Raw genomic sequence first — 24062 nt, forward strand, 5'->3', positions numbered from 1 at the left:
CAGCAGTCCCCGCGAGGGAGCGCCCGTCAAGCCGACGCCTAGCAGCCCACCGGGCAGCAGCCCCAACAGATCAGCGCCCGACAGCCCCGGAGGCCAGCGGCCGACAGGCCGTCAGGCCAGCGGTTGCCAAACCGTCAGGCCGCGGCCAGCCGCCGCAGCGCGAACAGCATCATCGCGTCGAAAGCCCGGTCGGACAGCACCCGCCGCAGGAACAGAATCGGCCGCGCCCCGCCCCCGATCGCGTACCGCGTCCGCGGCCGCCGCACGGAAACAGCCTTGAGAATCGCCGAAGCGACCACGGAAGGCGAAGAGGCGCGATCCGCGAACCGCTGCAGGCGCGTCATCGCCTGCGCGGTCGAGGCGTAGGCACCAGAGCCCGATGTCTTCAGCAGGTTGTCCATGGCGATGTCGGCCCACTCGGTCTTGATCGCGCCCGGCTGGATCACCACGACGTCCACGCCGAACGGCTTCAGCTCCACCCGCAGCGAGTCGGACAGACCCTCGACCGCGAACTTCGTCGAGTGGTACCAGCCGCCGAGCGGTTCGTAGATCTTGCCGCCGATCGACGACACGTTCACGATGCGGCCACTGCCCTGCGCGCGCATGTGCGGGGCGACGAGCTGCACCAGGCGCGCCAGGCCGAACAGGTTCACTTCGAACTGGTACTTGCCCTCTGATAGCGGCACGTCCTCGAACGCGCCGAACGACCCGTACCCCGCGTTGTTGACCAGTACGTCGATCCGCCCGGCCTCCTCCAGGATCTGCGACACCCCGGAGACCATCGAGGAATCAAGAGTCACGTCCATCGACAGCACGCGCACGCCCCGCGCGGCCAGGTCGTCCATCCGGGAGACCCGGCGCGCGGCCGCGTAAACCGTGTAGCCCGCCTCGTGCAACGCCAGCGCCGTGGCCTCGCCGATGCCGGACGACGCCCCGGTGACCAGTGCGACCTTCGTCATGACCCGCTCCTAACTAACTGGTTGGTTACAACGAACCATGCCACTGCCCAGACTGGCTGTCAACCAACTGGTTGGTTAGAATCCCAGGCGTGAGGGACAAGGAAGAGACCAAGCGAAAGCTGCTGGTCGCGGCCACGCAGGAGTTCGCCGAGCACGGCATCGCCGGCGCGCGCGTCGACCGCATCGCCAAGAACGCGGGCTGCAACAAGGCGATGATCTACGCCTACTTCTGCAGCAAGGAGAACCTGTTCAACGAGGTGCTCAAGATCCAGATCGAGGACGCGATCAAGAACGTCCCGATCACGCCCGACGACCTGCCGGGCTACGCGGGGCGCCTCTTCGACCGGTACCGCGAGCAGCCCGAGATCCTGCGGCTCGCCGCGTACCACCGGCTGGAGAGCGGCACCATGCCGGAGGCCGAGCAGGAAGCACACAAGGAGAAGACCAAGGCGATCGAGAAGGCGAACCTCGACACCCGGTGGAGCGCCGAGGAACTGCTGAACCTCGTCATCCACATGTCGACGATCGGCCTCACGACACCGAACGCCGACCGGCAGCTCGTCGAGAACGCGGTGGCTCAGCTCCTGCGCAGCAAGTAGGTGTCCATGATCCACCCCTTCTCCGCGCGCAACGCGGCCCGCGTCGCCACGATGCGGTCGGCCACGTCCCCCACGCGCCCGGAGATCAGGGTCTCGTCCGGCATCCCGAGGTAAGCGCCCCAATAGACCACGACATCCGGGTCCACGTCGGCGAAGGCGCAGTGGGCGTCCAGCATCACGGCCACATCGTCCACATCGGATGGCCACCCTGAGGCAAGGCGCCGCCCGGTGGTGATCTGAACCGGACGACCCGTCCGGTTCAGGTTGACCCGATGCGCCGCGGTCAGCGCGGCGACCGACGTGATGCCCGGAATCACCGAGTACTCGAACGCCATGCCGCGCGCGAGCAGGTCTTCCAGGATGGGCAGCGTGCTGTCGTACAACGACGGATCGCCCCACACGAGGAACGCGCCGACCTCGTCTGGGCCAAGAGACGAAACGAGCTCGGCGCACACGTCGGCGCGCCGGCGACGCCAGTCGTCCACCGCACCCACGTAGTCCGAAGCGGTGCGGTCGCGCTCCGGGTCACGGCCTTCGAGTACCCGGTACTGCCGCGTGACGTGTGCGTCCAGGATCGACTGACGCAGGTCGACGAGCTCCTGCTTCACCTCGCCCTTGTCCAGGACGAAGAACACGTCGACCGTGTTGAGGGCCTTGACCGCCTGCACCGTCAGGTGGTCGGGGTCGCCCGCGCCGATACCGATGACCAGGATCTTCCGCACCCGGAGACTCTAACTCTGCCCGAACCCAGGCCGTTTCAACAGTTGGTGGGTGATGCCGATGTCCGCGGGAGTGAACACCGAATGACGGATCGTCACTGTGGACTGTCCGCGCGCGGAGAGGTCTTCCACGGCCACATGACGAGCCCGCCGACGATGCCCGCCAGGATGAACAGCAGCATCGTGGCGCCGTCCCACGGCCTCGGGTCGTAGTCGTCGCGCGCGGTGGTCATGTTCGACGGGGTGGTCCTGCGCGAGCTCAACGACACCATCGGGATCGACTTGCCGACGTCGTCCGGGGTCAAGAGGGATGAGCCGTTGCGGAACGGGTGTCGCGTGCCGTCGGACATCACGAGGGTCGCGGTGCACTTCCAACGCGTGCCGAGCACGATCCAGTTCCGGTCGCACGCGATGTCGGTGGCCTGCGCGACGACCGGCCGATCGCCCGCGTTCCGCGGTGACCGGCGAAGTAGAAGCCGGAGAAGGTCAGCCCGTAAGCGCAGAACAGGACCCACACCAGCGCCCTGATCCGCTTGCGGTTCCTCACTTGCGATCCTTCTCCGGTCGTCCAGGCGGCGGGGTATGGTGTGCCCCTTCTGGGGGAAGGACCATTATGCGTCAGGTGATCATCACCGCGGCCGCGGCGATCGCGCTGTCCGCTTGCACAGCCACCGTGACCAGCGGCGAACCGCCGGTCGCGACCATCGCACAGCCGAGTGTCACCACGACCACGACGACGCCGCCGTTGTCGAAGGAAGCAGCGGCCAAGCACTACCTAGCCATCGTGAAGCCGTACAACGAGGCGCTGGAGCGGCTGGAACAGGCGATCAACAACGGCAAGCCCATCGACGTGCAGCGCGGTGCGGCCACCGAAACCCTGCAGGCGAACGAGGAGCAGATCCGGCAGCTGAAGGCCGCACTGTGGCCCGAGGACATCCGGACGGCGGTGGACGAGTTGGTCGCCGAGTCGGGCAAGGCCCAGGAGTTCTGGCGCAAGGCTTCTGAGGCCCAGACCCGAGACCAGGTGGTGGAGCAGGTCCGCGCCGCCCTGAAGCACGACGGGACCGCCGCCGCCAAGACGATCCGTGAGCGGCTCGAGCTGGCCAAGTACGACGAGCGGGACTACGGCGGGTCGTGAGTGGTTTCCGTCGCTATAGCAACGGAAACCACTCACTAGCTCAGCCTCGCACGAGCGACACCCCGAACGCGCCGAGCACCTCAGCGACCGGCTGGAACATCAACACGCTGCCGTTGGCGCACGAAGCGGTGCCGCCGGACACGATGCCCTGCGCCTGGTCGCCCGCGTACACGGCACCGCCCGAATCGCCGGGGTTGGTGCACGCCGTGGCCCGCGTCAGGCCCTCGACGATGACGCCGTTGCCGTAGTTCACCGTGACGTTCTTCGCGGTGATCTGGCCGCAGGTGATCTTCGTGGTGCTGCCGGACTTGCAGACCGACGTGCCGACGGCCGCCTCACGCGCGCCGCGGATCGTCACGTCACCCTTGCCGTAGCCGTTGACCAGCGGGGTCAGCACGAACTCGGCGGAGGTCACGTCGACCTTGCCGTAGTCACCCCTCTTGTCGAAGTGGCCGCCGCCGCTGACCGACCCCATCGTCGTCAGCGTCGTCGTCGAACGGGCGGTCGCGCCCGCGGTGGGAGTGCAGTGGCCGGCCGTGATGAAGGCCCGCCGGCCGCCCGCGCCCGTCACCGAGAACGCCACGGAGCACCTGGCGGTGCCGTTGTGCCAGCCGTCACCGCCCTTGACGTCGGTGGCGGCGATCAAGCGGGGCTCCTCGATCACTCTTGAAGCGCCCATGGCCGAGATGAATCTGTCCGTCGCCGCGGTGCGGGTCGCGGCATCGACGGTTACTACGAGGCCTTCCGGAGTGGTCCACCAGCTCGTCACCGAGTCCGGCACCACGACAGAAGCCTGGGCGGGCGCTACCAGAACGCCCGCCAACACAGCGGAAATGAGTGCGATCACCGCGACCGCACGGCACGATCGGGTGAACAGTTCGTCTCAACCGGCCACTGTGGCCGAAAGACGCGCGGGCTCGCGCAGCCGGCTGAGCACGAAGCTCAGCGCCAGCAACCCGAAGCCCTGCAGCAGGCACAACGTCTGCGCGTTCACCAGGTCGCCGAAGGCGCCGAACGTCAGGAACGCCACCGGGAACGTGAGCGACACCGACGCCATCAGCGCCGCGAAGAACCTGCCCTTCGCGGAGTTCGGCACGACCTCCTGGAACAGCGACGTGAACTTGACGTTGCACACCCCGAGGAAGAACCCGCTCACGAACAGCGTCCCCACATAAACGAGAGCGGACACCGCCACACCGGGCACCGCGAGGAACACACCGAACAACGCGACGCACACAGCACCGAACCGCGTCACCGACCCGGACACCTTGACCCGCGGCGCGACGAACGCCCCGACGAGCAGACCCAGCCACAGCGCGGCCTCCAGCGAGGCCAGCACGGCAGGACCCAGGCCCAGCACGGACTTCGTGTACAGCGGCAGCACCAGCAGCGTCGGCGCCGAGAAGAAGTTGACGAAGGCGAAGCACAGCAGCAGCGGCCGGATCCCCGGCAGCGTGCCGAGGAACGCCCACGTGCCGCGCTCGGGTGGCGGGGCCGCGGGCAACTCCCGGAACCGGGCCAGGGAAATGCAAACCACTGACACGCCATAGGAAAGAGCGTTGATCAGCACCGCGCCGGGGAAGCCGACCGAGGCCAGCAGCAGCGCGCCGAACGCCGCGCCCGCGAAGTTCGCCACGGACTGCGTGGACGTGCCGTAACCGACCGCGCGCTGGATCTCCGGCGCGGGCACCAGCTCCGGCAGCGACTTCATCAGCGTCGGGTCGAAGAACGCCTGGCACGTGGCCAGCACCAGCCCCACGACGTACACCGACCACACCGGCACGGCGTCCCGGTAGGCCGCAATCGCCAGCACGGCAACGAAAACGAAGGCGATCAGTTCGGCCCGCAGCATCACGGTCCGCGACGGCACTCGGGAGATCAGCCGGCCGATCTGCCCGACCAGCACGACCGACGGCAGCGCGCCCACCACGAGGAACGCGCCCGCCGCGAGCCCGCGCGACGACGCGGGCAGCTCGCCGAGCAGCCACCACAGCAGCGCGATCTGGTAGCAGCGCGTGCCGCCCTGGCTGAGGACCTGGCCCAGCCACACCAGACGGAAGTCGCGGGACATCTACGACACCGGCCGTTCGTCGATCAGCCGGATCGTCTTGCCGGTCCGCGGGTTCGCCTGCAACGCCTCAACCCACTCGACGACGAGCGGGTTGATCACGCCGCGCCGCACGTGGTCCGCGAACCGCGGGCTGATCCGGTCGACGCCCGCGGAGATCGCCTGCTCCAGCAACTCACGGTTACCGGCCGCACCGGCGACCCGCAGCACCAGCTGGTCCTTGGCGTCCACCCGGCGCAGCACGACCTGGAAACCGGTGAACGACCGGACGGTCTCCGCCACCACCGAACGCAGGTAGTCGAGGTGCAGCGTCACGGGACCGCAGCGCGCGCCCTCGTCGGACCGGCCGAGCAGCCGGAACGTGCCCTCCTCGAACGAGACCCACTCGGCCAGGTCGCCGACCGGGTAGCGGATCATCGGCATCAGCTTGCGCGACAGGTCCGTCACGAGCAGCTTGCCGGGACGGCCGGGCACCTCGATCGGCTCGTTCGTGTCGACGTCGACGATCTCCAGCAGCCGCGTCGGCCGGAACGCGCGGAACACCCGCGGGTCGTCGGAGTCCACAACGGACGAACCGAGGATGCCGCCGTCCACGCTCGCGTAGCCGATCGAGCGGATGTCGGCGTTGGGGAACGCCCGCTCCACAACCGCGCGCTGGTCGCCGTAGAACGCCTCGCCGCTGAACAGCACGAGCCGGACCTCCGGCAGCGCGCCCGCGTTGTCGAGCACGTACTCCGCGAGCCGCACGAGCGACGTCGGGAACGCCGCCACGACGGTCGCGTGGAAGTCCTGCAGCGTCTGCAGGGTGAAGTCCAGCGGCGCGCCACCCGCGATGGGCAGCTGCACGGTGTTGACCAGCTCGAGGGTGTTCATCGTGAAGATGAAGCCGGAGTACAGCTCACCCGCGTAGTACAGGTTCGCGACGCGGTCGCCGTCGCGCACGCCGGCGGCATGCAGGCCGGTCGCGAAGACCTCGCCCATCGACCGCCACTCGTCGCGGGAGTACCAGGAGACGCGCGGCGCGTTGGTCGTACCGCCGGTCTTGAACACGATGCCGTTGGTGTGTGGACCGGTCATGACCTGGTTGTCCTGCAACGTGTTCGCCGCCCAGAACGACGCCTGGTCGATGATCGGCAGGTCCGCCAGCGTCCAGTCGGCCGGCAGCTCGGCGTAGAGCTCCTTGTAGAACGGGGAGTTACCGCGCGCGTGCTCGACGAGAGAGCGCAGCACGTCCTGCACCGAAAGAGAATATGTCATCAGAACGCCCTGCCTCGCTGGTCGACGACCGTGATCAGCTTGCCGCTGTTCGCGGTGCGGTGGAACTCGTTCAGTGGCACGGCCTGCACGTGCAGCCGGATCAGGCGGTCGTGCTCGACGCCCTCGGAGAGCTCCGGGTAGGCGAGCAGCGCGCGTTCGGCGGCCTCGATGTCGATCACCTTGCCCTGTTCGAGCAGCACGGTCAGCTGCTCGGACTCGACGTGCTCGCCCAGCACGACCTGCAACGCGCCCGCGTAGCCGAACCCGTCCTCGGCGGCGCGCACCAGCTTGCGGTAGTTCATCGTCTGCGCGCCGATGCGGAACACGTCACCGACGCGGCCGAGCAGCTCGAACCGCGGCGTGCGGCGGCCACACGCGCAGTCGCCCGGCACCCAGCGGCCGAGGTCGCCGATCTCGTAGCGGTCCAGGCGCTGGCCGCGCCGCGTGTGCGCGGTGAACACGAGCCGGCCGGGCTGCGAGCCGGACACCGGGCGGTCCGAGTCCTGCTCCAGGATCTCCAGCGTGTGCAGACCGGTGAACAGGTGGTGTACGCGCGCGGGGGAGTGCGCGCACTGGTACCCCATCGGGCCCGCGTCGACGCTGCCGTACGCGGCGGACCTGATCACCTCGACGCCGAACTCGGACTCCAGCCAGCGGACCTGCTGTTCGGCGAAGTGCTCACCGGCGTAGAAGATCTTGCGGACGCCGCCGTACTTCTTCAGCAGCGCTCCCTGCTCGGTGAACAGCTTCTGCGCGAACGACGGCGCCGTCAGAAGCGTGTTCACCTTGTTGTCCACAATGGACTGGGCGATCTGGTCGAGCTGGTGCCACTCGCCGCCCATCGGGAACTGCACCGCGCCCATCCGCTCCAGCGACGAGAAGAAGCTGATGAAGCTGCCGTACATGTGGCCGCCGAAGAACAGGTTCATCACCCGGTCGCGGCGCGGGTCGAGCCCGGTGGCCAGCAGCGACTCGGCGCCGAAGCGCATGTGCTCGTCGTAGTCGGCCCAGGTGAACGCGGACAGCTTCGGCGCGCCGGAGCTGCCGCCGCTGCGGAAGAACACCTCGCCCGCGCCAGACTGCAGCGTCTCGAACTCGGCCTTCGGCGTCACCGCCACCCGCGGTGCCGGGAGTTGGTCGGCGATGTCCAGGTCGTCGAGGCTGGCGTCGTGCGCGAACCGCTCGTCCAGCCGCACCGCGACGCGGTTGCTGTAGCGCTGCAACGCGTAAACGCCGTCGTGCGGCTCGCCGCTGTAGCCGTCCTGCATCGCGCCCGGCACGGTGATCCGCTGCGCGCCGACCGACACGAACATCCGCGCCAGCACGGCCGTCTCGGGCCGCGACGCGGCGAGCCCGACGGTCTGCAGGTAGCGGCGCATCGGCCGCAGCGTGGCGGCGATCTGCTTGCGCGGCAACGGCTTCACCCACACCGTGCGGTACAGCGGCGACGCGCGCAGCGCCGACCGCGTGTCCGCGAGCACCCGCCAGTGGTCACCGGAGTGGACCTTGGTGAGCCCGAGGTGCTCCTCCAGGCGCGTCACGACGACGGTGTTGTTGATCTCCGCCCACTCGGCCGACGACGGCTCGATGGACGGCGGGCCGACGAGGTCCATCGCCACGCCGAACCGCTCGGCGAACGCGAACACGTCCGCCTCGTGCTCGGTGTCCAGGTAGATCACCTGCGGGCTGGAACATGCCTGCTGCTCGTTCGTGCAGATGTCGTAGGCCAACGCGCGCAACGTCTCCACGTCGGACCAGTGATCCTTGGTGAGGTACGCGAACGACAGCTTCGGGCCCCAGTCGACGAGCCGCGTGCCGGGCTTGACCAGCTCCGCGACACCCGCGACGGCCTCCTCGCCGCCCCACACGGCCACGGCGTCCGCGGCGCCGCACATGCGGCTGAGCCACTCGCGGTTGCGCGACGAGAAGTGCAGCACGATCAGGCGCCGCGCGATCTGGCCGGTCGGGTCCTCGTCCGCCAGCATCGCCAGCACGTTCGCGGTGAAGCCGTCGTCGTCGCTGCTCACCTTGATGACGTTGAGGTTCCCGCTGAGCAGGCCCTCGACGCCGCTGAGCACACCGGCCGCCGCGGCGTTGCCCGCGGTGACGTGCGCGAGCAGGCCGAGCGGCACCCACGCCTCGTAGGTCGGCTGGCGGAAGTCGAAACGCACCAGGCGAGCCGGGTCGACGCCGCCGAGCTCACGCGTGACCTTGCGCTCCAGCTCGGGGCGGCTGAGTGCGAACCGCAGCACCGGGTCCTCGAGCTTGGGAATGAGCCGCTCGGCGGCCGCCATGATGGTGAGCGGGCTGAGCCGCGGACCGGCGATCACCTGCTGCGTGCGCTCCTCGAGCGTGTCGAGCCGCGCCCCGGCCTCCTCGTCGGAGACCCATTCACCCTGCCAGTAGTGCTGGTTCATGCCTTGCCCTTCAGAAGTTCAGCGGCCGCGACGGCACAGGATCGGTTGCGGGAGACGCCGGCGCGGCCGAGGATCTCGAACCACGGGGTCTCGGCACCGCAACCGCATTCCTCGTGCAGCACGGCGAGGTCGCCCATGAGCACGCTCTGCGCGGGCGCGGAGGTGATGTACGGAGAGACGAACTGGAGGTAGCCGGGCTTACCGAACCCGTTGACCTGCAACGTCTTCACGTCGCGGGTCAGTGCCCGCGACCAGGTGGGGACGTGCAGGTTGTGGTGCGCGCACTCGAGGTACGGGATCGAGTGCTCGACCGAGCCGTAGCCGTCGCGGATCCGCTCGTCCGGGATGCCGAGCTGGTCGATGATCTTCGCACGCATGTCGGCCTTGCTGATCTGCTTGTCCGCGTTGGTCTTCCAGCCGCCGCCGAACAGCACGAGCGACCGCTCGTTCAACCGCAGTGGCGGCAACCCCATGGCGCGCATCCGGTCCAGCGTGAAGCTGAGGAACGCGGGGAAGCCGAAGATCCGCACCGGCAGGCCGTCGTCGGCGAACCGCTGCAGCGCGCGGATGGCGCCGAACGCGTCGAACTCGTGCCCGCTGCCGGTGTGGGCCAGGCCGTAGTCGACCGACGCGACCGGCGCGAAGTCCGTCATGAACTGGCCGGTGAACGAGCTGCCGAGCTGCACGTTGGGCGTCGGCTGGTTGGTGTAGAGCAGGTAGTGCACGGGCTCGCGGTCGTCGATCCAGCCGTAGTGGTCGTAGATCCGCGCGACCATGCGCTGCCCGGCCTTCAGCGTCCAGGAGTCCCAGAACATCTGCGACTTCTGCCCGGTCGTGCCCGAGCTGGTCGCGTGCACCGCGACCTGGCTGTGCGGGATCGACATGATCTCGTGCATCTTGAAGAAGTTCGCGTGCACGTAGGGCTGTTCGGAGACGTGGTTGACGGGCAGGCCGTTCCACAGCGAGCGGAAGAACGGCGACCGGCGGGCGTGCCACTGGTTCGACTGGTCCATCGCCTGCAGGAACAGCGCGTCGTCGCTGTGGTCGTACGGGTCGGCGATGTCGCACAGCCGTTGCACGGCACCGAGCTCGCCGAGGTCCGGCACGGTCACCGGGCCGAGGTGGGGGTTCACCGGAAGACTCCGTTGGTGTTGAGGAACTTCTGCGTCCACAGGTCGATGTACTGCTCGGCGAACGGCCGGAACGCGGCGTCGATCTGCAGGCCGCGGAAGTCCAGCGGCTGCATGGTCCGCGCCATGACGACGTAGTCGTGCCAGGCGTCGCCGTCACGGCGCATGCCGGGGTACATCGCGACGGGCAGGAACCCGTGCCCCAGGAACGTGGACAGCTCGTGGAAGGAGTAGAGCGGGACGAGCGTCTCGATGTAGAACGCGCCGAAGCCGTTCAGCTCGTCGATCAGCTTGTCGAGGTGCGGCGCCACGTCGTGCGGAGACGGGGTCGCGCCGATCAACGTGCAGTAGCCGTCCTTGCGGCTCAGGTGCGCGTACACCTGGTACTCGCCGCCGGCGGCCGCGAGCAGCACGTTCGGCTTGTGCAGCGGGTAGAACCGGCGCACCGGGTCGATCATGGTGCTCTCGAAGTGCCGCAACACGAACTGCGGCGCGTCGATCAGTTCGATCGGCCCCGAGCTCTCGGCGGACGTGGTCTCCGTCTCCGGGACCAGCTCGGGGAACTCCGGCAGGCCAACGGTCTCGTGCACGGTCCTGAGCAGCGGGCCGAGGCTCGCGGGCGCCTTGTGCACCGGGTGGCGGTTCTCCAGCACACCGTCGCGGTAGCGGGCCAGCAGCGCCATCGTCTCGTGCCGCTCGGCCTTGCGCAGGTTCGGGAAGATCCCGAGCGCGTGGAATCCGTTGCGCAGGCAGATCCGCTGCGGCGCGGTCGCGGTGGTGCGCGCGGTGCCGTAGACCGAGTCGACGTCGCCGTCAGCGAGCATGACGTCGGCGAGCCGGCCGACCGCGTGGTGCGCGATGCCGCCGCCGCGGTGCTCCGGGTCGACGACGAGACCCTGCAGCTTGCCCATCCGGTCGGCCGGCTCGACCGTGCCCATGATGGAGGCGACGATCTTGCCGTGCTCGCGGGCGACGAGCCAGGTCGTCGTCGGGTTGCCGATCTCCTTCGCCATGACCTCGGGGTCGGTGCCCAACGGCAGGGCGTACGTGGCGCCGTACACGCGACGGTAGAGTCGCAATAGTTGATCTAGGTCATCGAGCCTGGCAGGCTCGAACTCGGGTACCAAAGCCATTCCTCCGGGGGGCGAGGTTGGCGCGTTTGTTGCGCACGAAATAAGCCGGCACACCGAGAGGCCGACTCGACTTGCTGGGGTTATTTCAACCTTACCGGCGGGTACTACCGCCGTTCGTGTGAGGAAAGCGCGGGAGCTGCTCTAATTCTTCCCGAGCGCGAGGCAGATCACAGGAATGCTCAAGCGAAGGTTAAGTCCGTTTGGTGACGCTGCTGCGGATGGCGGAACGTGCGCGGTTTCCGTCTCGTTCGCAGTCACTTGCTTGGCCTGCGACTTTCGTAGTCGCCCAAAGGCGGGATCCTCGGTTGGAAAGTCTGGGTGTTTTACCAGATAACTTTGGTGTAGGCGACCGAGGGGTGTGCCGGTCTCTGGTTGACTTTTGACAGGTGTGCGAGACCGCTTCCATTCCGGTTGTCGCGGGCGTGAATTTGGACGGGCGGTACCAGCATGCGGACGCCTGGATGAGTTATCCGGGAACGCTGTCGCAGTTCCTTGCGTGGCTGGCCCAATTCTTTTTCAGCGCGACTGAGCGTCAGGACCGGATGTCGTCAGGCCGCGATCACGTGATAGATCCGGACCGGCTTGCGCGGCAGCCCGTCCGGCTCACCGTTCGGCCCCGGCACGATCCCGGCCGCGACGATCCGGTCGAGCACGTCCATCCCGCGCACGACGTGCCCGAGCACGGTGTAGACGGGCCGGATCAACGCCTGGGAGTGCACGATGAAGAACTCGCTGCCGTTGGTGCCGGGCCCTTGGTTGCCCATGGCGATCGTGCCGCGCGGATACGTCTCACGCCCGGTGACCTCGTCGGCGAACCGGTAGCCGGGCCCGCCCTCCTCGGCCCGGATCAGGTCACCGCACTGCAGCACGCCGAGCCGGTCGTAGTTCGTCAGCCGGAAGCACTGCGTGTGCGTGTAGAAGAAGCTGCGCGCGAGGTGCGCGAAGTTGTGCACGCCGCACGGGGCGTTGGCGCGGTCGAATGATGCGACCACGGTGCCGTAGTTGGTGAAGATCGTGACGCGGACGGTGCCGGACGACGGCGCGTGCGGTGACGGCGGGTGCACCGGACGCGCCGCCGGCCGGTCCGGCGTCGGGATGAAGTCGCAGCGGGCCGCGGGCGAAGCGTGGGCGGCCGGGGTCAAAGCGAACAACAGCGACAGCGCGACAAGCAGCTTCATGCACTGGAAGTTACCGGCTGACGACGCTTCGTCGTCACCTTCTTTCGGTCCAGCCACCACTGGCTGATCAGCAGCGGCACGGTCCACCCGAGCCACGTCGCGATCCCCGGCACCGCCTGTGCCACGGAAGCCTCGGGCAGCACCGGCGTCAGCACCAGGAACGCCACCACACCCCAGATCCGGTTGCTGATGATCGACAACGTCAGGGCGAAGTTGCGGATCATCCACCGCCGGTGGTCGCCGAACCGACGCTGCAAAGCCGCCCTCAGGCCACAGACAGCCGTGATCAACCAGAGCAGGGCCAGCATCACGTTGCTGACAAGAGCGACCGGACCGAACGGCGTGGTCGCACCGACCACCAAGCCGGCGACACCGGCCGGGAACACGCCGAGGAAGAAGTAGATCCGCCCGATCCGCCGGTGCCACAAGGGAAAACGCGACCGGAACCACGGCCACACCTGCAGCCCGCACGTCAGCAGCGCCACCGAACCGCACAGCACGTGCACAACGAGGAACGGGTAGTGCAGCGGCCACGTCGGCGGCACGCGCGACCGGGCCGGGTCCAGCGACAGGTACGGCGGGATCGAGAAGGCCAGGAACACCAGCACCACGAAGCCCAGCGGTGCGATCCAAGGTCGTTTCCACATGGCGCAAGCACAGCGAAACCCGCTTACCGCGCACGCACCGCGCGCTGACAACCCCGCGCGAACGTAACCGCCGTCACGCCCTCACAACGAGGTGTCAGCAAAGTGTCAGTGGCGCTGACCAGCGAAAACACGCTGAAGATCGGCCAAATGACCGACGACAACGCTGACACCGGGCGCGGAGCGACTGTCAGGTCACTGTCAGAACGGCTGAGCAAAGTCGGCGCCATGACCGGATACGTCACCGACTGAAAAGGGAAGTGAAGATGTTCAGCAAGATCGCCAGCGTCCTCGGAGCGGGTGTGCTCGCCGTCGGTGGCATGGTCCTCGCGGCGTCGCCCGCCACCGCGGCGGAGACGAACCCGCACTGCGCGCAGTCGACCAAGATCGGCGACACGGGCGCCATCATGAGCGGCGGCGTCCAGATCGGTTCCGTCAAGCAGTTCAAGGGCTGCGGCAAGAACTGGTCGTACACCTACGTGTGGGACGGCTTCCGCTCGTCGCACTCGAACTTCCAGGTGTGCGTCAGCGTCGCCTCCGGCCGGGGCCCGCGGTTCGACCTCGAGGACCTGAGCTGCTTCGGCAACAAGAAGGACAACTGGTCGAGCGGCGCGGACACGCTGACCAAGTGCACGCACGCCGTCGGCACCATCAGCTGGGGCTCCAACGAGAAGAGCGGCAAGACGGACATCCGGTGCTGACGATGAAGAAGACGATTCTCACCGCACTCGCGGCCGTCGCGGTGCTGGCGCCGATGGCGCAACCCGCGCAGGCCGAGGTGCGTTCGTTCCCCATCACGACCACTTTGGACGGTCGCACGGTCAAGGACCCCAACGTGCCGGTCGGCAAGCAGCGCGTCGCCGACATGTACGACAAGGGCACCAAGGTCAAGATCGTCTGCCAGGACAAGGGGCCGGAGTACGGCGGCAAGGACATCTGGGACCTGACCGTCGAAGGCCTGTGGATCCCGGACGGCTACGTGCAGACCGGTTCCGACGGCATGGTCATGCCCAAGTGCACCAGCCCGAAGAAGTACCCGGCGAAGACGGACCTCAACGGCCGCAAGAACAAGGGTGACGCGGCCAACGCGCCCGGTTCGGTCGCCGACAAGTACCAGGCCGGCGACCAGGTTCCGGTGAAGTGCCAGGCGCAGGCCGAGGGCGGCACGATCTGGGACCTCACCACGGACAACCTGTGGGTGCCCGACCAATACGTCAAGACCGGCGTCGACGGGTTCGTGCAGGGGCTGCCGCGGTGCGACACCGACGGCATCGACGACGGCAACGACACCAAGGTCCACGGCCGCAGCAACGGCCCGGCCGGTCCTGCCACGGGCACCAACGCGCAGAAGATCCAGCGGGTCATCGACGCGGCGAAGTCCCAGATGGGCAAGGGATACAACTACTCCTGGGGCGCGGGTGGCAAGGGCGGTGCCTCCTACGGCATCCACCACTACCCGGACAACGACCCGAGCCAGGGCGACGACTACAACCGCCTCGGCTACGACTGCTCCGGCCTGACGCTGTACGCGTTCTGGAAGGGCGCGGGCATCGACATCGGCAGCTGGACCGGTCCGCAGAACGAGAAGGGCCGCGCGGTCGCGCTGGCGAACCGGCAGCCGGGCGACCTCGTCTTCTGGGGCAGGTCGGACAACGACTCGGACTCGACCACGCACGTCGCGATCTACCTGGGCGACAACAAGATCCTGGAAGCCGCTCCGCCGCGCGACGGCAAGAGCGTGCGCATCAGCGACCTGTACCGCCACGGCAACCCGTACACCAAGGTCCGCCGAATCATCGGATAAGGGGAGAGTAATGAAGCTCGGCAAGATGCTGTCCGCGGGCGTGGGCCTCGCGATCAGCCTCGGAGTACTGACGATCGGCGGCCCGCAGGCCAACGCCGCCACCAACTTCCAGATGCCGTTCCCGTGCGGCCAGGTCTGGGAGGGCCAGACCCGCACGAACCACAGCCCGGCCAACGCCGTCGACCTGAACCGCAACGGTGACGAGGGCGACCCGGTCGTCGCGTCGGCGTCCGGCACGGTCACCAAGGTCCGCAACGAGGGCAGCACGTCCTACGGCCGGTGGATCGAGATCAGCCACGGCGGCGGCTGGACCACCCGCTACGCCCACCTCTCGGCGCAGCGCGTGTCGGTCGGCCAGAACGTCTCGCAGGGCCAGACCATCGGCAACGTCGGCAACACCGGCGGTTCCACCGGTGCGCACCTGCACTTCGAGGAGCTGCTGAACGGCACCCCGCAGAAGATCAAGTGGGACGGCGCGCAGATCCTGTACTGGGGCTCGAAGTCCTACAAGTCCAAGAACTGTGGTGGCAACGGCAACCCCGGCAACCCGTACTCGCCGGAGGAGATCTGCGGCGACGGCTACAAGGTCGTCGACTCGCACGCCGTGACCGGTGGCAAGGTCTACCTGCTCTACAGCTCGGCCAACGGCAACAACTGCGTCACCACGGTCAAGTCGACCAACCTCGGCCGGGAGACGAAGGTCTCGGCGATGCTGCAGGTGCAGGACGCCGCGGCCACGAAGGACGAGGGTGACTACGGCTACTACGCCGGCCCGATCCGCAAGAAGGCGCCCGGCAAGTGCGTGAAGTGGGGCGGCCAGGTCGGTACCTCGGGTGGCTACACCTCGGGCTTCGAGCACTGTGGCTGATCATTGGGGCTGATCATCGGGGCTGATCACTGAGCACTGATTCCAACAGATTGTCCCGACGCAAGCCGGGCGTGCCGAGCAGTTCGGCCGCCCGGCTCGCGTGCTGTTCGTCCCCGAGGAGCTTCGCGAGCTGACGGTGTGCCGCCCCTTCGCCGTAACGGTCACCGCGCGCACTCGTCAACGCCAGGCACTCCTCGGCATCCGCCGGCTCCCCAACGACTTCCGAGCGGCACAACAGGGCCTGCCACAGGTCGTTGTGCTCACCGGTGATCCGGCACAGTTCGACGCACTCGTCCAGCGCGACGCGCGCCGCGTCCGGATCGCCGAGCTTCAGCTGGGCCTGCCCGACCGACGCCAGCGCGTACGCCGCGCCCGCCGGGTCGTCGTGTTTCCTGGCCAGCGCAAGGCTTTCCTGAGCGCACTCCAGCGCGTCCGCGTACCGGCCGGCCAGCTGGTGCACCTGGGCCAGCGCGCTCAACGCCACGCGTTCGGCGCCGTCCGGGCCGTGCTCGACGACGAGCGAGACGGCCTCGGTGAGACACGCGAGCGCCTCGTCCAGCTCACCCAGCTCGCGGTGGATCGTGCCGATGCCGGTCAACGCGCGGCCGCGGCCGAACGGGTCGTCCGCGCGCATCTCCAGCACCTGTCGCAACTGCTCACGCGCGAGGGTGAACTCGCCGATCAGGCGGTTCGCGGCCGACTGCACCAGCAGCGCGGTTTCCATTGCACCGCAACGTTGTGCGGCCACACCGGCGATCCGGCCGAGCTCGACCAGGTCGGCCGTCCGGTCCTGTTTGTACAGGTGCGGGTAGAGCATGTGCGCGATCGTCAGCGCGTACTGCGCGAGCCCCTCGGTGTCCGCGACCGCGCGGGCGGCGGCGAGCAGGTTGTCCGCCTCCTCGGTGATCCAGCGCAGCGGCGAATCGACCGTGTTGGTGTGCGACACCGTGCTCAGCGCGCCGAACGCGTGCGGCCGCAGGCTGGCGTGCACGGCGGCGAGCGTGTCGCGGTAGTACGCCATAGCGCGCTGCAACGCGGCTTCGGAGGCGTCCACGGGAATCTCGGTGCCCAGCAACCGGATCAGGTCGTGCATCCGGTACCGGCCCTCGGTCGCCTCGACCAGCCGCGCGTCCACCAACGGATCCAGCACGCGTTCGGGTGCGTCCAGCAACGCGACGGCGACCTCGGCGCTCACGGACGGGACGTGCAGCCGGCTGAGCAAGGCGAACGCGCGGACGGCGTCAGCGGGCAGTCCCTCGACGCTCAGCTGCAGGCTGGAGCGCACGGCGAGGTCGTCGAAGTGCAGCTCGTCGAGCCGGTGCCGCTGGTCGGCGAGTCTTCGGGCCAGGGTGTCCATCGTCCAGTCCGGCCGGCTGCGCAGCCGGGCCGCCGCGATGCGCAACGCCAGCGGCAGGTGGTCGCAGCTGCGCGCCACCTCGGCGCCACCGCGCTGGCCGGACAGGGTCTCCAGCAGCTCGACGGCCTCGGCCTCGGGCAATGGCCCCAGCGCCAGGTGGCGTCCGTCCACAGTGGCCAGAATGCGCCGACTGGTGATCAGCACCGCGCACGACGGGGTGCCCGGCAGCAGCGGCACGACCTGTGCGGCATCCACCGCGTTGTCCAGCACCACCAGGACTTTGCGGGGCGCGAGCACCGACCGGTACAGCGCGGTCGCCTCCGCCGCGTCCGTCGGCACGGCGAGCGGTGGCGTGCCGAGCGCGCGCAGGAACCGCCGGACGACCTCGGCCGGCTGCAGCGGTGCGAGGCCGGGGGAGGCGCCCTGCAGGTCCGCGTACAGCTGGCCGTCGGGGAAGCGGTCCGCGACCCGGTGCGCGACGTGCAGCACGACCGCCGACTTGCCCTGGCCGCCCGGTCCGTGCACCGCGACGGTTCCGTGTTGCTCCAGCGCGGCCAGGAGTTCGGTGATCTCGGCCGTGCGTCCCACGAAAGAGGGAGGCTGAACGGGCAACTCGCGGGGGCTGAGTGGGGAACTCGCGGGGGTTTGGAGGATTGACGCGTGGAGGGATTGGAGGGTGGGGCTCGGATCCAGGCCCAGTTCGTCCGCCAGGAGGCGGCGGCCCTCGGCGTAGACGGCCAGGGCGTCGGGTTGGCGGCCGGAGCGGTGCAGGGCCAGCATCAGGGCGCCGCGCAAACGTTCGCGTAGCGGATGAGCTGCTAGTTCTGCGGTGAGGGGGCCGACCAGGGCGTGGTGTTCGCCCGCATTGAGCCGGGCCTCGGCATGGGTTTCGACCGCGGCCAGGCGTTCCTCCTCCAGCGCGGCGGCCAGGCGCAGGCCTCGGCTGGTGTCCGCGAGATCCTGCAACGCCGGGCCGCGCCACAACGCGAGCGCCGGACCGAAGTCGCCGGAGGCGACCAGCTCGCGGAACCGGTGCAGGTCCAGCGAGCCCTCGGGGATGTCGACGCGGTAGCCCTGCCGGGATCCGGTGAGCGTCACGCCCGGCACGTCCGCGAGGACGCGACGCAGTTGAGAGACGTGCACCTGCACGGCTTTCCGTGCGCTGGGCGGCGATTCGTCCTCCCACAGCGCGCTCATCAGGTGGTCGATCGACACGACCTGACCGGCGTGCAGCAACAGCTCGACGAGCACCTTGGCGGGCTGTCCGGGCGGAATGCGAAGTTCCCGTTGCCGGTGGGTGACCAGCAACGGGCCCAGTATTGCGATCCGGACGTCCACGAGGATCAAGATAGGCGAGAATCGGCGGCGTGTTGTTCGGCATCCTGGGCCCGCTGGAGGCGCGTTCGGCGGACGGCCCGGTCGCGCTCGGCGGACCGCGGCCGCGGTCGCTGCTGGCGTTGCTCCTGTTGGAGGCCGGGCATGTCGTGCCGACGGACCGCCTGATCGACGGGCTGTACGGCGAGGATCCGCCCGGTGACGCGGCGAACGCCTTGCAGGGCCAGGTCTCCCGGCTGCGCCGCGCGCTCGGCTCGGGTGCGCCGATCGAGTTCCACCCGGCCGGCTACCGGCTCGTGGTCGATCCGGACGATGTGGACGCACACCGGTTCCAGCACCTTGCCGCGGCCGGCCGCCAGGCGCTCGAGGCCGGTGACGCGCGCGCCGCGTCCGACGTGCTGCGCGAGGCCCTCGCGTTGTGGCGCGGGCCGGCGTTGGCGGACGTGACAGTCGCCTCGGGGCAGGCCGCGCGGCTGGAGGAACAGCGGCTCGCCGCGATCGAGGACCGCGTGGCCGCCGACCTGCAGCTCGGCGAGGGCGCCTCGCTCGTGCCCGAACTTCGGGAGCTGGTGTCGGCATTTCCGTTGCGCGAGCGTTTGCGCGGGCACCTGATGCGCGCGCTGTACGCGGCCGGGCGGCAGGCGGAGGCGTTGAGCGTCTACGAGGACGCCCGTCGCCTGCTCGCCGATGAGCTGGGCACGGATCCGTCGCCCGAGCTGGCCGAGGTGCACCTCGCCGTGCTGCGCGGCGAGACCGCGCACCGGCAGGCGTTGCCCGCGCAGCTGACGAGCTTCGTCGGACGCGACGCCGAGCTGGCCCGCATCGCCTCGCTGTTCGAAGGCTATGAAGGGAGCTTTCCAAGCGCTGACCGCTTGGAAAGCTCGCCCCATAGCACCCGGCTGGTCACGCTGACCGGGCCCGGTGGCGCGGGCAAGACACGGCTCGCGATCGAGGCCGCCACCCGTGACCTGCGCGAATCATGCTTCGTGGACCTGGCGCCGGTGCGGTCCGCCGTGCCGCAGGCCGTGCTCGGCGCCTTGGGACTCCGTGAGTCCGCGCTGCCGCAGGACCCGTTGCAACGGCTCGTCGCCGCGTTGTCCGACCGCAAGGTGCTGCTGGTGCTGGACAACTGCGAGCACCTGGTCGACGAGGTCGCGCGGCTGGTGTTCGACCTGCTCGCCGCCTGCCCGGACCTGCGCGTGCTGACCACGAGCCGGGAGGCGCTCGGCATCACGGGCGAGTCCCTGTGCGCAGTGCCGCCGCTGGCCCCGGAACCGTCGGTGCGGCTGTTCGCCGACCGCGCGGCGGCGGTGCGGCCGGGCCTGGTGGTCGACGACTCGGTGCACCGGGTGTGTGCGGCCCTGGACGGTCTGCCGCTCGCCATCGAACTGGCCGCCGCCCGCCTGCGCACGTTGACGCCGGCCGAGCTGGAGTCCCGTTTGGACGATCGCTTCCGGCTGTTGTCCCGCGGCCCCAGGACGGTCGCGCCGCGACACCAGACGCTGCGCGCGGTGGTCGAGTGGAGCTGGGACCTGCTCTCGCCGGAGGAACAGGACCTCGCCGCGCGGCTGTCGGTGTTCGCCGGAGGTGCGACGCTCTCGTCGGCCGAGGCCGTGTCCGACTCCGGCGATGTGCTGGACCTGTTGGCGGGCCTGGTGGACAAGTCGTTCGTCGAGGTGACCGACGGCCGCTACCGCATGCTGGAGACGATCCGCGCGTTCTGTGCCGAACGGCTGGTGGACGCCGATTCCGTCGCCCGGCGGCACGCTTCGTACTTCCTGTCGCTCGCGGCGGCGGCGGACCAGCACCTGCGGAAGTCGACCCAGCTGGAGTGGCTGGACCGGCTGCACGCCGAGCACGCCAACCTGCGGGCGGCGCTGCACTGGGCGGTGTCCGCGGCGCCCGACCTGGCCGCGGACCTGTTCCGCGAGCTGTCCTGGTACTGGTACCTGCGCGGGGTGCGGACCGAGGTGGTGCCGCTCGCCGTCCGGCTGCTGGAGTCGCTGGAACCGGCGCCGACCGAGGAGTACCTGATCGTCGCCGCGTACGGCGCGCCGGATCGCGTGATGGGCCTGTTGCCGCAGCTCACCGGCCCGATCCGCCAGCCGTTCGTGTTGGTGGCGTGGGCGATGCTGGCCGGTCCACCGAAGGCGGACGCCCCGGAGATCGCGCTGAAGGCCGAGATCGAGTCGAGCAGCGACCCGTGGCTGCAGGGGCTGCTGGGGTTCAGCACCGGCTACACGTCGTGGCTGATCCACGGCGACCGCGAGTACGCGCAAAGAGCCTGCCTCGAGGCGCTGGAGAAGTTCCGTTCGATCGGCGAACGCTGGGGCATGGCACAGGGCCTGGACGCGCTCGCGAACATCGCCACCGACCCGGCCGAGGCACTGGCACTGACCGACGAGGCCCTGACCGTCGTCACCGAGCTCGGTGCGTCGGAGGAGCTCGCGGAGCTGCGCTGCCGCCGGGCCGACCGCCTGGTGTTGCTCGGTGATCTCGTTGCGGCACAACGGGACTACGAGCTGGCTCTCGAACTCGCGCGCCGCGCCGGCCTGGCCGCCACTCGCGCGCTCGCGCACGCCGGTCTCGGTGAGCTGGCTCGGCGGCGCGGTGATCTCGGCGAGGCACGCCGGCTGTTGGAACAGGCCGTGCTGGAGACCGGGCCGGGGTGGATGCACGACGCCGCGCGGGACCAGGTGGACGCCGCGTTGCGCAGGCTCGCGGAGGACGAGCGACCGGTCAGGCCCCCCGGCTGAGGAGCAGTCCGATGAGGGCGTCGCCGAGCCATTCCTCGTACCGCTGCGCCGACCACCCTTGCCGGACAACGAGTTCCTGGTACAGGTGGCTGCCGGTCATCGTCCAGAGCACGTCGAGCGCCTCCTGTTCGGACAGGCCCGGCGTGAGGCGCCCGCTGCCGGCCAGCAGTTCCGCGAAGTGCTGCTGCTGGTCCCGCCGCCGCGACTCGACGTCCCGGTGCTCGGCCTGGAGCTCCGGATCTCCCGACTCCTGCAGGAAGCGCAGCAGTTCGCCGAGCCGTTCGTTGACGACCTGGGAGATGTGCGCCGCCGACCGCAGCCACGTCTCGGGGTCGGGGGCCGCGGTCGCCTCGGCGATCAGGTGGTGGACGCCCTCGACGTCGAACGTGGTCCAGATGATCTCGTGCGCCACCCGCTTCTTGTTGCCGAACACGGCGTAGACGGTCTGGTAGGCGACCCCGGCCTCGGCGGCGATCTCGGCCATCGTCACGACGTGGTAGCCGCGCGCCACGAACAGGCGGCGGGCGGCCTCGGCGATGCGGCGCCGGGTCTGCCGTGCCTGCTCGGCCCGCAGTGACGTGTTGTAGGCCCGTCTTGGCTTGACCACTTCCTCCACGCGACATACCTTACCCATATCCAATAGAGGCAGCCTCTATTGAAAGTGAGGTGCCGCGATGCGCGTCGACTCAGTGCCCGCCACGGCGTTCGAGCAGGCCGAGGCCGGTGCCTTCGCCTGCTACGGGCTGCGACCACGAAGCCGATGGATTCGGCTCGCCGGGCCTGAGGTGCGCCTTCGGGCACTCGAGGTCGGCGAGGGGAACGAGGCGGTCCTGCTGCTGCACGGCTTCAGCCTGGGCGTGGCGCACTGGGCACCCCTGCTCGCGCGGCTGCCCGGCCGCCGCCTGGTGGCGCTGGAGATGCCCGGACACGGTGAGTCCAGCGGCGTCGACTTCCGCGGTGTCGACCTGCGGGCCTGGTTCGCGACCGCACTCGGCGGCGTCCTGGACGAGCTTGGTCTCGGCGCAGTTCACGTGATCGGCCACTCCCAGGGCGCGATGCTCGGCCTGTTCCTCGCCCTCGACGCGCCTGAGCGCGTGCGATCGCTCGTGGCGGTCGGCACGCCCGCCGTCGCGTTCGGCGCCGAGCTGCCCGGCCTGCGGATCCTCGCGCGACCGGCGTTGGGCCCCGCCCTGCTGGGGATGCCGAAACCCGATCGGTCGTACCGCAAGATCCTGAGCGGCACGGTCGGCCGTACGGCCGTGGAGGCGATGCCGCCCGAACTGATCCGCGCGACGTATCTCGGCGTGCGGCGCCGCGCGTTCGGGACGACCGTGTCGACCTACCTGCGCGAGATGTTCCGCGGCGCGCGGCCGTCCCGCTACGTGCTCTCCGGCACCGAGCTCGCGGCCATGTGGCCACCGGTCCTGGTTGTCCTCGGTGAGCAGGACGGTTTCGGTATCGGTGCGGCGGAGTGCGTTGCCCGGATGCCGCGCGGACGGTTCGAACAAGTGCCCGGCGGGCACGAGCCGTGGATGGAGGAGCCGGACCACTGCGCCATGCTGATCGGGGACTTCCTGAGTGCTCACCGGACTTGAGGTGGACGAGCGTAGTCGGGAAGCGTGATGTTGTTGGCCGCCTTGATGTCCATCCGCGCGAACATGCCCTCCAGCGGCAACCGCGCCATGACGCCGAACAGCCGGTTCCGCAACCAGAGTCCGGGTTTCGTCGCCGGAGCGAGGAACGGGCCGGGATTTCCCTGACACCCCTTGGCATACGGCCGCACGAGGGATTCGTACTCCGCGAACGCCTCGGTGTGGGACCGGTGGGTGGCAAGCGAACCCGCCAGCACGTAAGCGGAAACGATCGCGAGCCCCGTGCCCATGCCACCGAACGTCGTGCCATACGCGGCGTCGCCGATCAACGCGACGCGCCCGCGCGTGATGCGGTCCATGCGCAACCGGCTGACCGGGCCGAAGAAGAAGTCGTCCGACTCGCACATCGTCCGGACGATCTCCGGGACGCGCCACCCGACCCCGGCACACGCGTCCGCCACGATCTCCTTCTGTGCCAGCAGATCCCGGCGGTCGTAGGTCAGCTCCGCGGACTTGAAGATGATGAGTCCGTCGCCGATGAGCCTGCCGGGCACGTTGCAGTACTCGTGCCCGTCGGAGGCGAAGCCGGCGACGTGGTAGCCGAGGAAGTCGAGTCGACCGGAGAACACCTGCCCGCGCACGGCGGAGTGCATGCCGTCCGCGCCGATCACCAGCCCGAACCGGCGGGGCGGTGCGTGCTGGAACGTGACGTCGACCCCGGACTCGTCCTCGGCGAGCGACGTGATCGTGTCGCCGAACAGGTACTCGACGTCGTCGCGCGTGGCCTCGTAAAGGATCCGTGACAGCCGGCCGCGCAGGATCTCCACCTCGCCGGCGGTGAACTCGGCGGGCAGCACGGCGCGGCGCCTGCCGTGCTCGTCGACGAACACCATGTCGGCCGGGGTCGTCTGCTGACGGCGGATCTCGTCGAGCAGGCCCATGCGGCGCAACACGGTCATGTGCGCGGTGCCGCGGAAGTCCACGGCCTGGCCGCCGTCGCGCGGCGCCGGTGCGCGCTCGACGACGGTGACGGCGAACCCGAACCGCCGCAACCAGAAGGCGAGCGACGGGCCGGCGATGCCCGCGCCCGAGATGAGGATGTCCATGC

22 protein-coding genes are annotated in these 24062 nt (G+C 69.3%); 8 read left to right on the forward strand and 14 right to left on the reverse strand.

Features of this window, described 5'->3' with window-relative positions; translation table 11 throughout:
• Positions 1–134 precede the first annotated feature (134 nt).
• Positions 135–959 carry an oxidoreductase gene (locus QSK35_RS10760; protein WP_285744793.1) on the reverse strand — a complete coding sequence of 275 codons (825 nt, stop codon included), beginning with the start codon at positions 957–959 and terminating at the stop codon, positions 135–137.
• A gap of 89 nt (positions 960–1048) precedes the next feature.
• Between QSK35_RS10760 and QSK35_RS10765 the strand changes: the two genes are divergently transcribed.
• Positions 1049–1558 (forward strand): TetR/AcrR family transcriptional regulator, encoded by a 510-nt coding sequence (locus tag QSK35_RS10765; protein WP_285744795.1) that lies wholly within the window; start codon positions 1049–1051, stop codon positions 1556–1558.
• Here QSK35_RS10765 and cobF read toward each other — a convergent pair.
• Entirely contained in the window at positions 1537–2280 is a 744-nt protein-coding gene (cobF, locus tag QSK35_RS10770) for a precorrin-6A synthase (deacetylating) (RefSeq protein WP_285744797.1), read from the reverse strand. The two genes, QSK35_RS10765 and cobF, sit on opposite strands and share 22 nt — an antisense overlap.
• Before the next feature lie 92 nt (positions 2281–2372).
• Positions 2373–2792, reverse strand: a complete 420-nt coding sequence (locus QSK35_RS10775; protein WP_285744798.1) for a DUF6346 domain-containing protein — start codon at positions 2790–2792, stop codon at positions 2373–2375.
• Between the two features lie 107 nt (positions 2793–2899).
• Between QSK35_RS10775 and QSK35_RS10780 the strand changes: the two genes are divergently transcribed.
• Complete coding sequence (locus QSK35_RS10780; RefSeq protein ID WP_285744800.1) at positions 2900–3415, forward strand: hypothetical protein; 516 nt, start codon at positions 2900–2902, stop codon at positions 3413–3415.
• Positions 3416–3455: 40 nt separating this feature from the next.
• Here QSK35_RS10780 and QSK35_RS10785 read toward each other — a convergent pair whose 3' ends face one another.
• The 8 genes from QSK35_RS10785 to QSK35_RS10820 all read right to left on the reverse strand — a co-directional run bounded on the left by QSK35_RS10785 (position 3456) and on the right by QSK35_RS10820 (position 13245).
• The gene (locus QSK35_RS10785) at positions 3456–4199 is read right to left on the reverse strand and encodes a S1 family peptidase (RefSeq protein WP_285744802.1); all 744 of its coding nucleotides are present in this window, start codon (positions 4197–4199) and stop codon (positions 3456–3458) included.
• A gap of 99 nt (positions 4200–4298) precedes the next feature.
• Positions 4299–5486 carry an MFS transporter gene (locus tag QSK35_RS10790; RefSeq protein WP_285744804.1) on the reverse strand — a complete coding sequence of 396 codons (1188 nt, stop codon included), beginning with the start codon at positions 5484–5486 and terminating at the stop codon, positions 4299–4301.
• On the reverse strand, positions 5487–6740 hold the full coding sequence (locus tag QSK35_RS10795) for a phenylacetate--CoA ligase family protein (RefSeq protein WP_285744806.1): 1254 nt from the start codon (positions 6738–6740) through the stop codon (positions 5487–5489).
• The gene (locus tag QSK35_RS10800) at positions 6740–9157 is read right to left on the reverse strand and encodes an acyl-CoA reductase (protein ID WP_285744808.1); all 2418 of its coding nucleotides are present in this window, start codon (positions 9155–9157) and stop codon (positions 6740–6742) included. Before QSK35_RS10800 ends, QSK35_RS10795 begins: the two co-directional genes overlap by 1 nt.
• Complete coding sequence (locus QSK35_RS10805) at positions 9154–10290, reverse strand: LuxE/PaaK family acyltransferase (protein ID WP_285744810.1); 1137 nt, start codon at positions 10288–10290, stop codon at positions 9154–9156. The genes QSK35_RS10800 and QSK35_RS10805 overlap by 4 nt, the downstream gene beginning before the upstream one ends.
• The gene (locus tag QSK35_RS10810; protein WP_285744812.1) at positions 10287–11348 is read right to left on the reverse strand and encodes a GNAT family N-acetyltransferase; all 1062 of its coding nucleotides are present in this window, start codon (positions 11346–11348) and stop codon (positions 10287–10289) included. The genes QSK35_RS10805 and QSK35_RS10810 overlap by 4 nt, the downstream gene beginning before the upstream one ends.
• Before the next feature lie 620 nt (positions 11349–11968).
• Positions 11969–12598: a peptidylprolyl isomerase gene (locus QSK35_RS10815; protein ID WP_285744815.1), complete on the reverse strand. Its 630-nt coding sequence runs from the start codon at positions 12596–12598 to the stop codon at positions 11969–11971.
• Entirely contained in the window at positions 12595–13245 is a 651-nt protein-coding gene (locus QSK35_RS10820) for a DUF2306 domain-containing protein (RefSeq protein ID WP_285744816.1), read from the reverse strand. The genes QSK35_RS10815 and QSK35_RS10820 overlap by 4 nt, the downstream gene beginning before the upstream one ends.
• 102 nt (positions 13246–13347) lie before the next feature.
• On the opposite strand from QSK35_RS10820, the gene QSK35_RS10825 reads away from it, so the two are divergent.
• Genes QSK35_RS10825 through QSK35_RS10840 form a run of 4 tightly spaced genes read left to right on the forward strand, consistent with a single transcriptional unit; the run spans position 13348 to position 15914 of the window.
• Entirely contained in the window at positions 13348–13494 is a 147-nt protein-coding gene (locus QSK35_RS10825; RefSeq protein ID WP_285744818.1) for a hypothetical protein, read from the forward strand.
• A 14-nt stretch (positions 13495–13508) separates the two neighbouring features.
• Positions 13509–13943 carry a hypothetical protein gene (locus QSK35_RS10830; RefSeq protein ID WP_285744820.1) on the forward strand — a complete coding sequence of 145 codons (435 nt, stop codon included), beginning with the start codon at positions 13509–13511 and terminating at the stop codon, positions 13941–13943.
• A gap of 2 nt (positions 13944–13945) precedes the next feature.
• Entirely contained in the window at positions 13946–15046 is a 1101-nt protein-coding gene (locus QSK35_RS10835; protein ID WP_285744821.1) for a C40 family peptidase, read from the forward strand.
• A 10-nt stretch (positions 15047–15056) separates the two neighbouring features.
• The gene (locus tag QSK35_RS10840) at positions 15057–15914 is read left to right on the forward strand and encodes a M23 family metallopeptidase (protein ID WP_285744823.1); all 858 of its coding nucleotides are present in this window, start codon (positions 15057–15059) and stop codon (positions 15912–15914) included.
• Positions 15915–15927: 13 nt separating this feature from the next.
• Here QSK35_RS10840 and QSK35_RS10845 read toward each other — a convergent pair whose 3' ends face one another.
• Positions 15928–18609 (reverse strand): AfsR/SARP family transcriptional regulator, encoded by a 2682-nt coding sequence (locus QSK35_RS10845; protein WP_285744825.1) that lies wholly within the window; start codon positions 18607–18609, stop codon positions 15928–15930.
• 29 nt (positions 18610–18638) lie between these two features.
• Between QSK35_RS10845 and QSK35_RS10850 the strand changes: the two genes are divergently transcribed.
• The gene (locus QSK35_RS10850) at positions 18639–21362 is read left to right on the forward strand and encodes an AfsR/SARP family transcriptional regulator (RefSeq protein ID WP_285744827.1); all 2724 of its coding nucleotides are present in this window, start codon (positions 18639–18641) and stop codon (positions 21360–21362) included.
• Here the strand turns inward: QSK35_RS10850 and QSK35_RS10855 are convergent.
• Positions 21346–21978: a TetR/AcrR family transcriptional regulator gene (locus QSK35_RS10855; protein WP_285744829.1), complete on the reverse strand. Its 633-nt coding sequence runs from the start codon at positions 21976–21978 to the stop codon at positions 21346–21348. The two genes, QSK35_RS10850 and QSK35_RS10855, sit on opposite strands and share 17 nt — an antisense overlap.
• A gap of 58 nt (positions 21979–22036) precedes the next feature.
• Here QSK35_RS10855 and QSK35_RS10860 point away from each other — a divergent pair, with 58 nt between their 5' ends.
• The gene (locus tag QSK35_RS10860) at positions 22037–22957 is read left to right on the forward strand and encodes an alpha/beta fold hydrolase (RefSeq protein WP_285744831.1); all 921 of its coding nucleotides are present in this window, start codon (positions 22037–22039) and stop codon (positions 22955–22957) included.
• Here the strand turns inward: QSK35_RS10860 and QSK35_RS10865 are convergent.
• On the reverse strand, positions 22945–24060 hold the full coding sequence (locus QSK35_RS10865) for an FAD-dependent monooxygenase (RefSeq protein WP_285744833.1): 1116 nt from the start codon (positions 24058–24060) through the stop codon (positions 22945–22947). The two genes, QSK35_RS10860 and QSK35_RS10865, sit on opposite strands and share 13 nt — an antisense overlap.
• Positions 24061–24062: the final 2 nt, after the last annotated feature.

Origin of the sequence: Lentzea sp. NBRC 105346 (assembly GCF_030269605.1) — a bacterium.
Lineage (GTDB): Bacteria > Actinomycetota > Actinomycetes > Mycobacteriales > Pseudonocardiaceae > Lentzea.

Coding starts and splice junctions, on each gene's coding strand:
- QSK35_RS10835 (WP_285744821.1), top strand. CDS start 13,946: ATGAAGAAGACGATTCTCACCGCACTCGCGGCCGTCGCGGTGCTGGCG.
- QSK35_RS10790 (WP_285744804.1), bottom strand. CDS start 5,486: ATGTCCCGCGACTTCCGTCTGGTGTGGCTGGGCCAGGTCCTCAGCCAG.
- QSK35_RS10840 (WP_285744823.1), top strand. CDS start 15,057: ATGAAGCTCGGCAAGATGCTGTCCGCGGGCGTGGGCCTCGCGATCAGC.
- QSK35_RS10830 (WP_285744820.1), top strand. CDS start 13,509: ATGTTCAGCAAGATCGCCAGCGTCCTCGGAGCGGGTGTGCTCGCCGTC.
- QSK35_RS10800 (WP_285744808.1), bottom strand. CDS start 9,157: ATGAACCAGCACTACTGGCAGGGTGAATGGGTCTCCGACGAGGAGGCC.
- QSK35_RS10815 (WP_285744815.1), bottom strand. CDS start 12,598: ATGAAGCTGCTTGTCGCGCTGTCGCTGTTGTTCGCTTTGACCCCGGCC.
- QSK35_RS10820 (WP_285744816.1), bottom strand. CDS start 13,245: ATGTGGAAACGACCTTGGATCGCACCGCTGGGCTTCGTGGTGCTGGTG.
- QSK35_RS10760 (WP_285744793.1), bottom strand. CDS start 959: ATGACGAAGGTCGCACTGGTCACCGGGGCGTCGTCCGGCATCGGCGAG.
- QSK35_RS10860 (WP_285744831.1), top strand. CDS start 22,037: ATGCGCGTCGACTCAGTGCCCGCCACGGCGTTCGAGCAGGCCGAGGCC.
- QSK35_RS10865 (WP_285744833.1), bottom strand. CDS start 24,060: ATGGACATCCTCATCTCGGGCGCGGGCATCGCCGGCCCGTCGCTCGCC.
- QSK35_RS10795 (WP_285744806.1), bottom strand. CDS start 6,740: ATGACATATTCTCTTTCGGTGCAGGACGTGCTGCGCTCTCTCGTCGAG.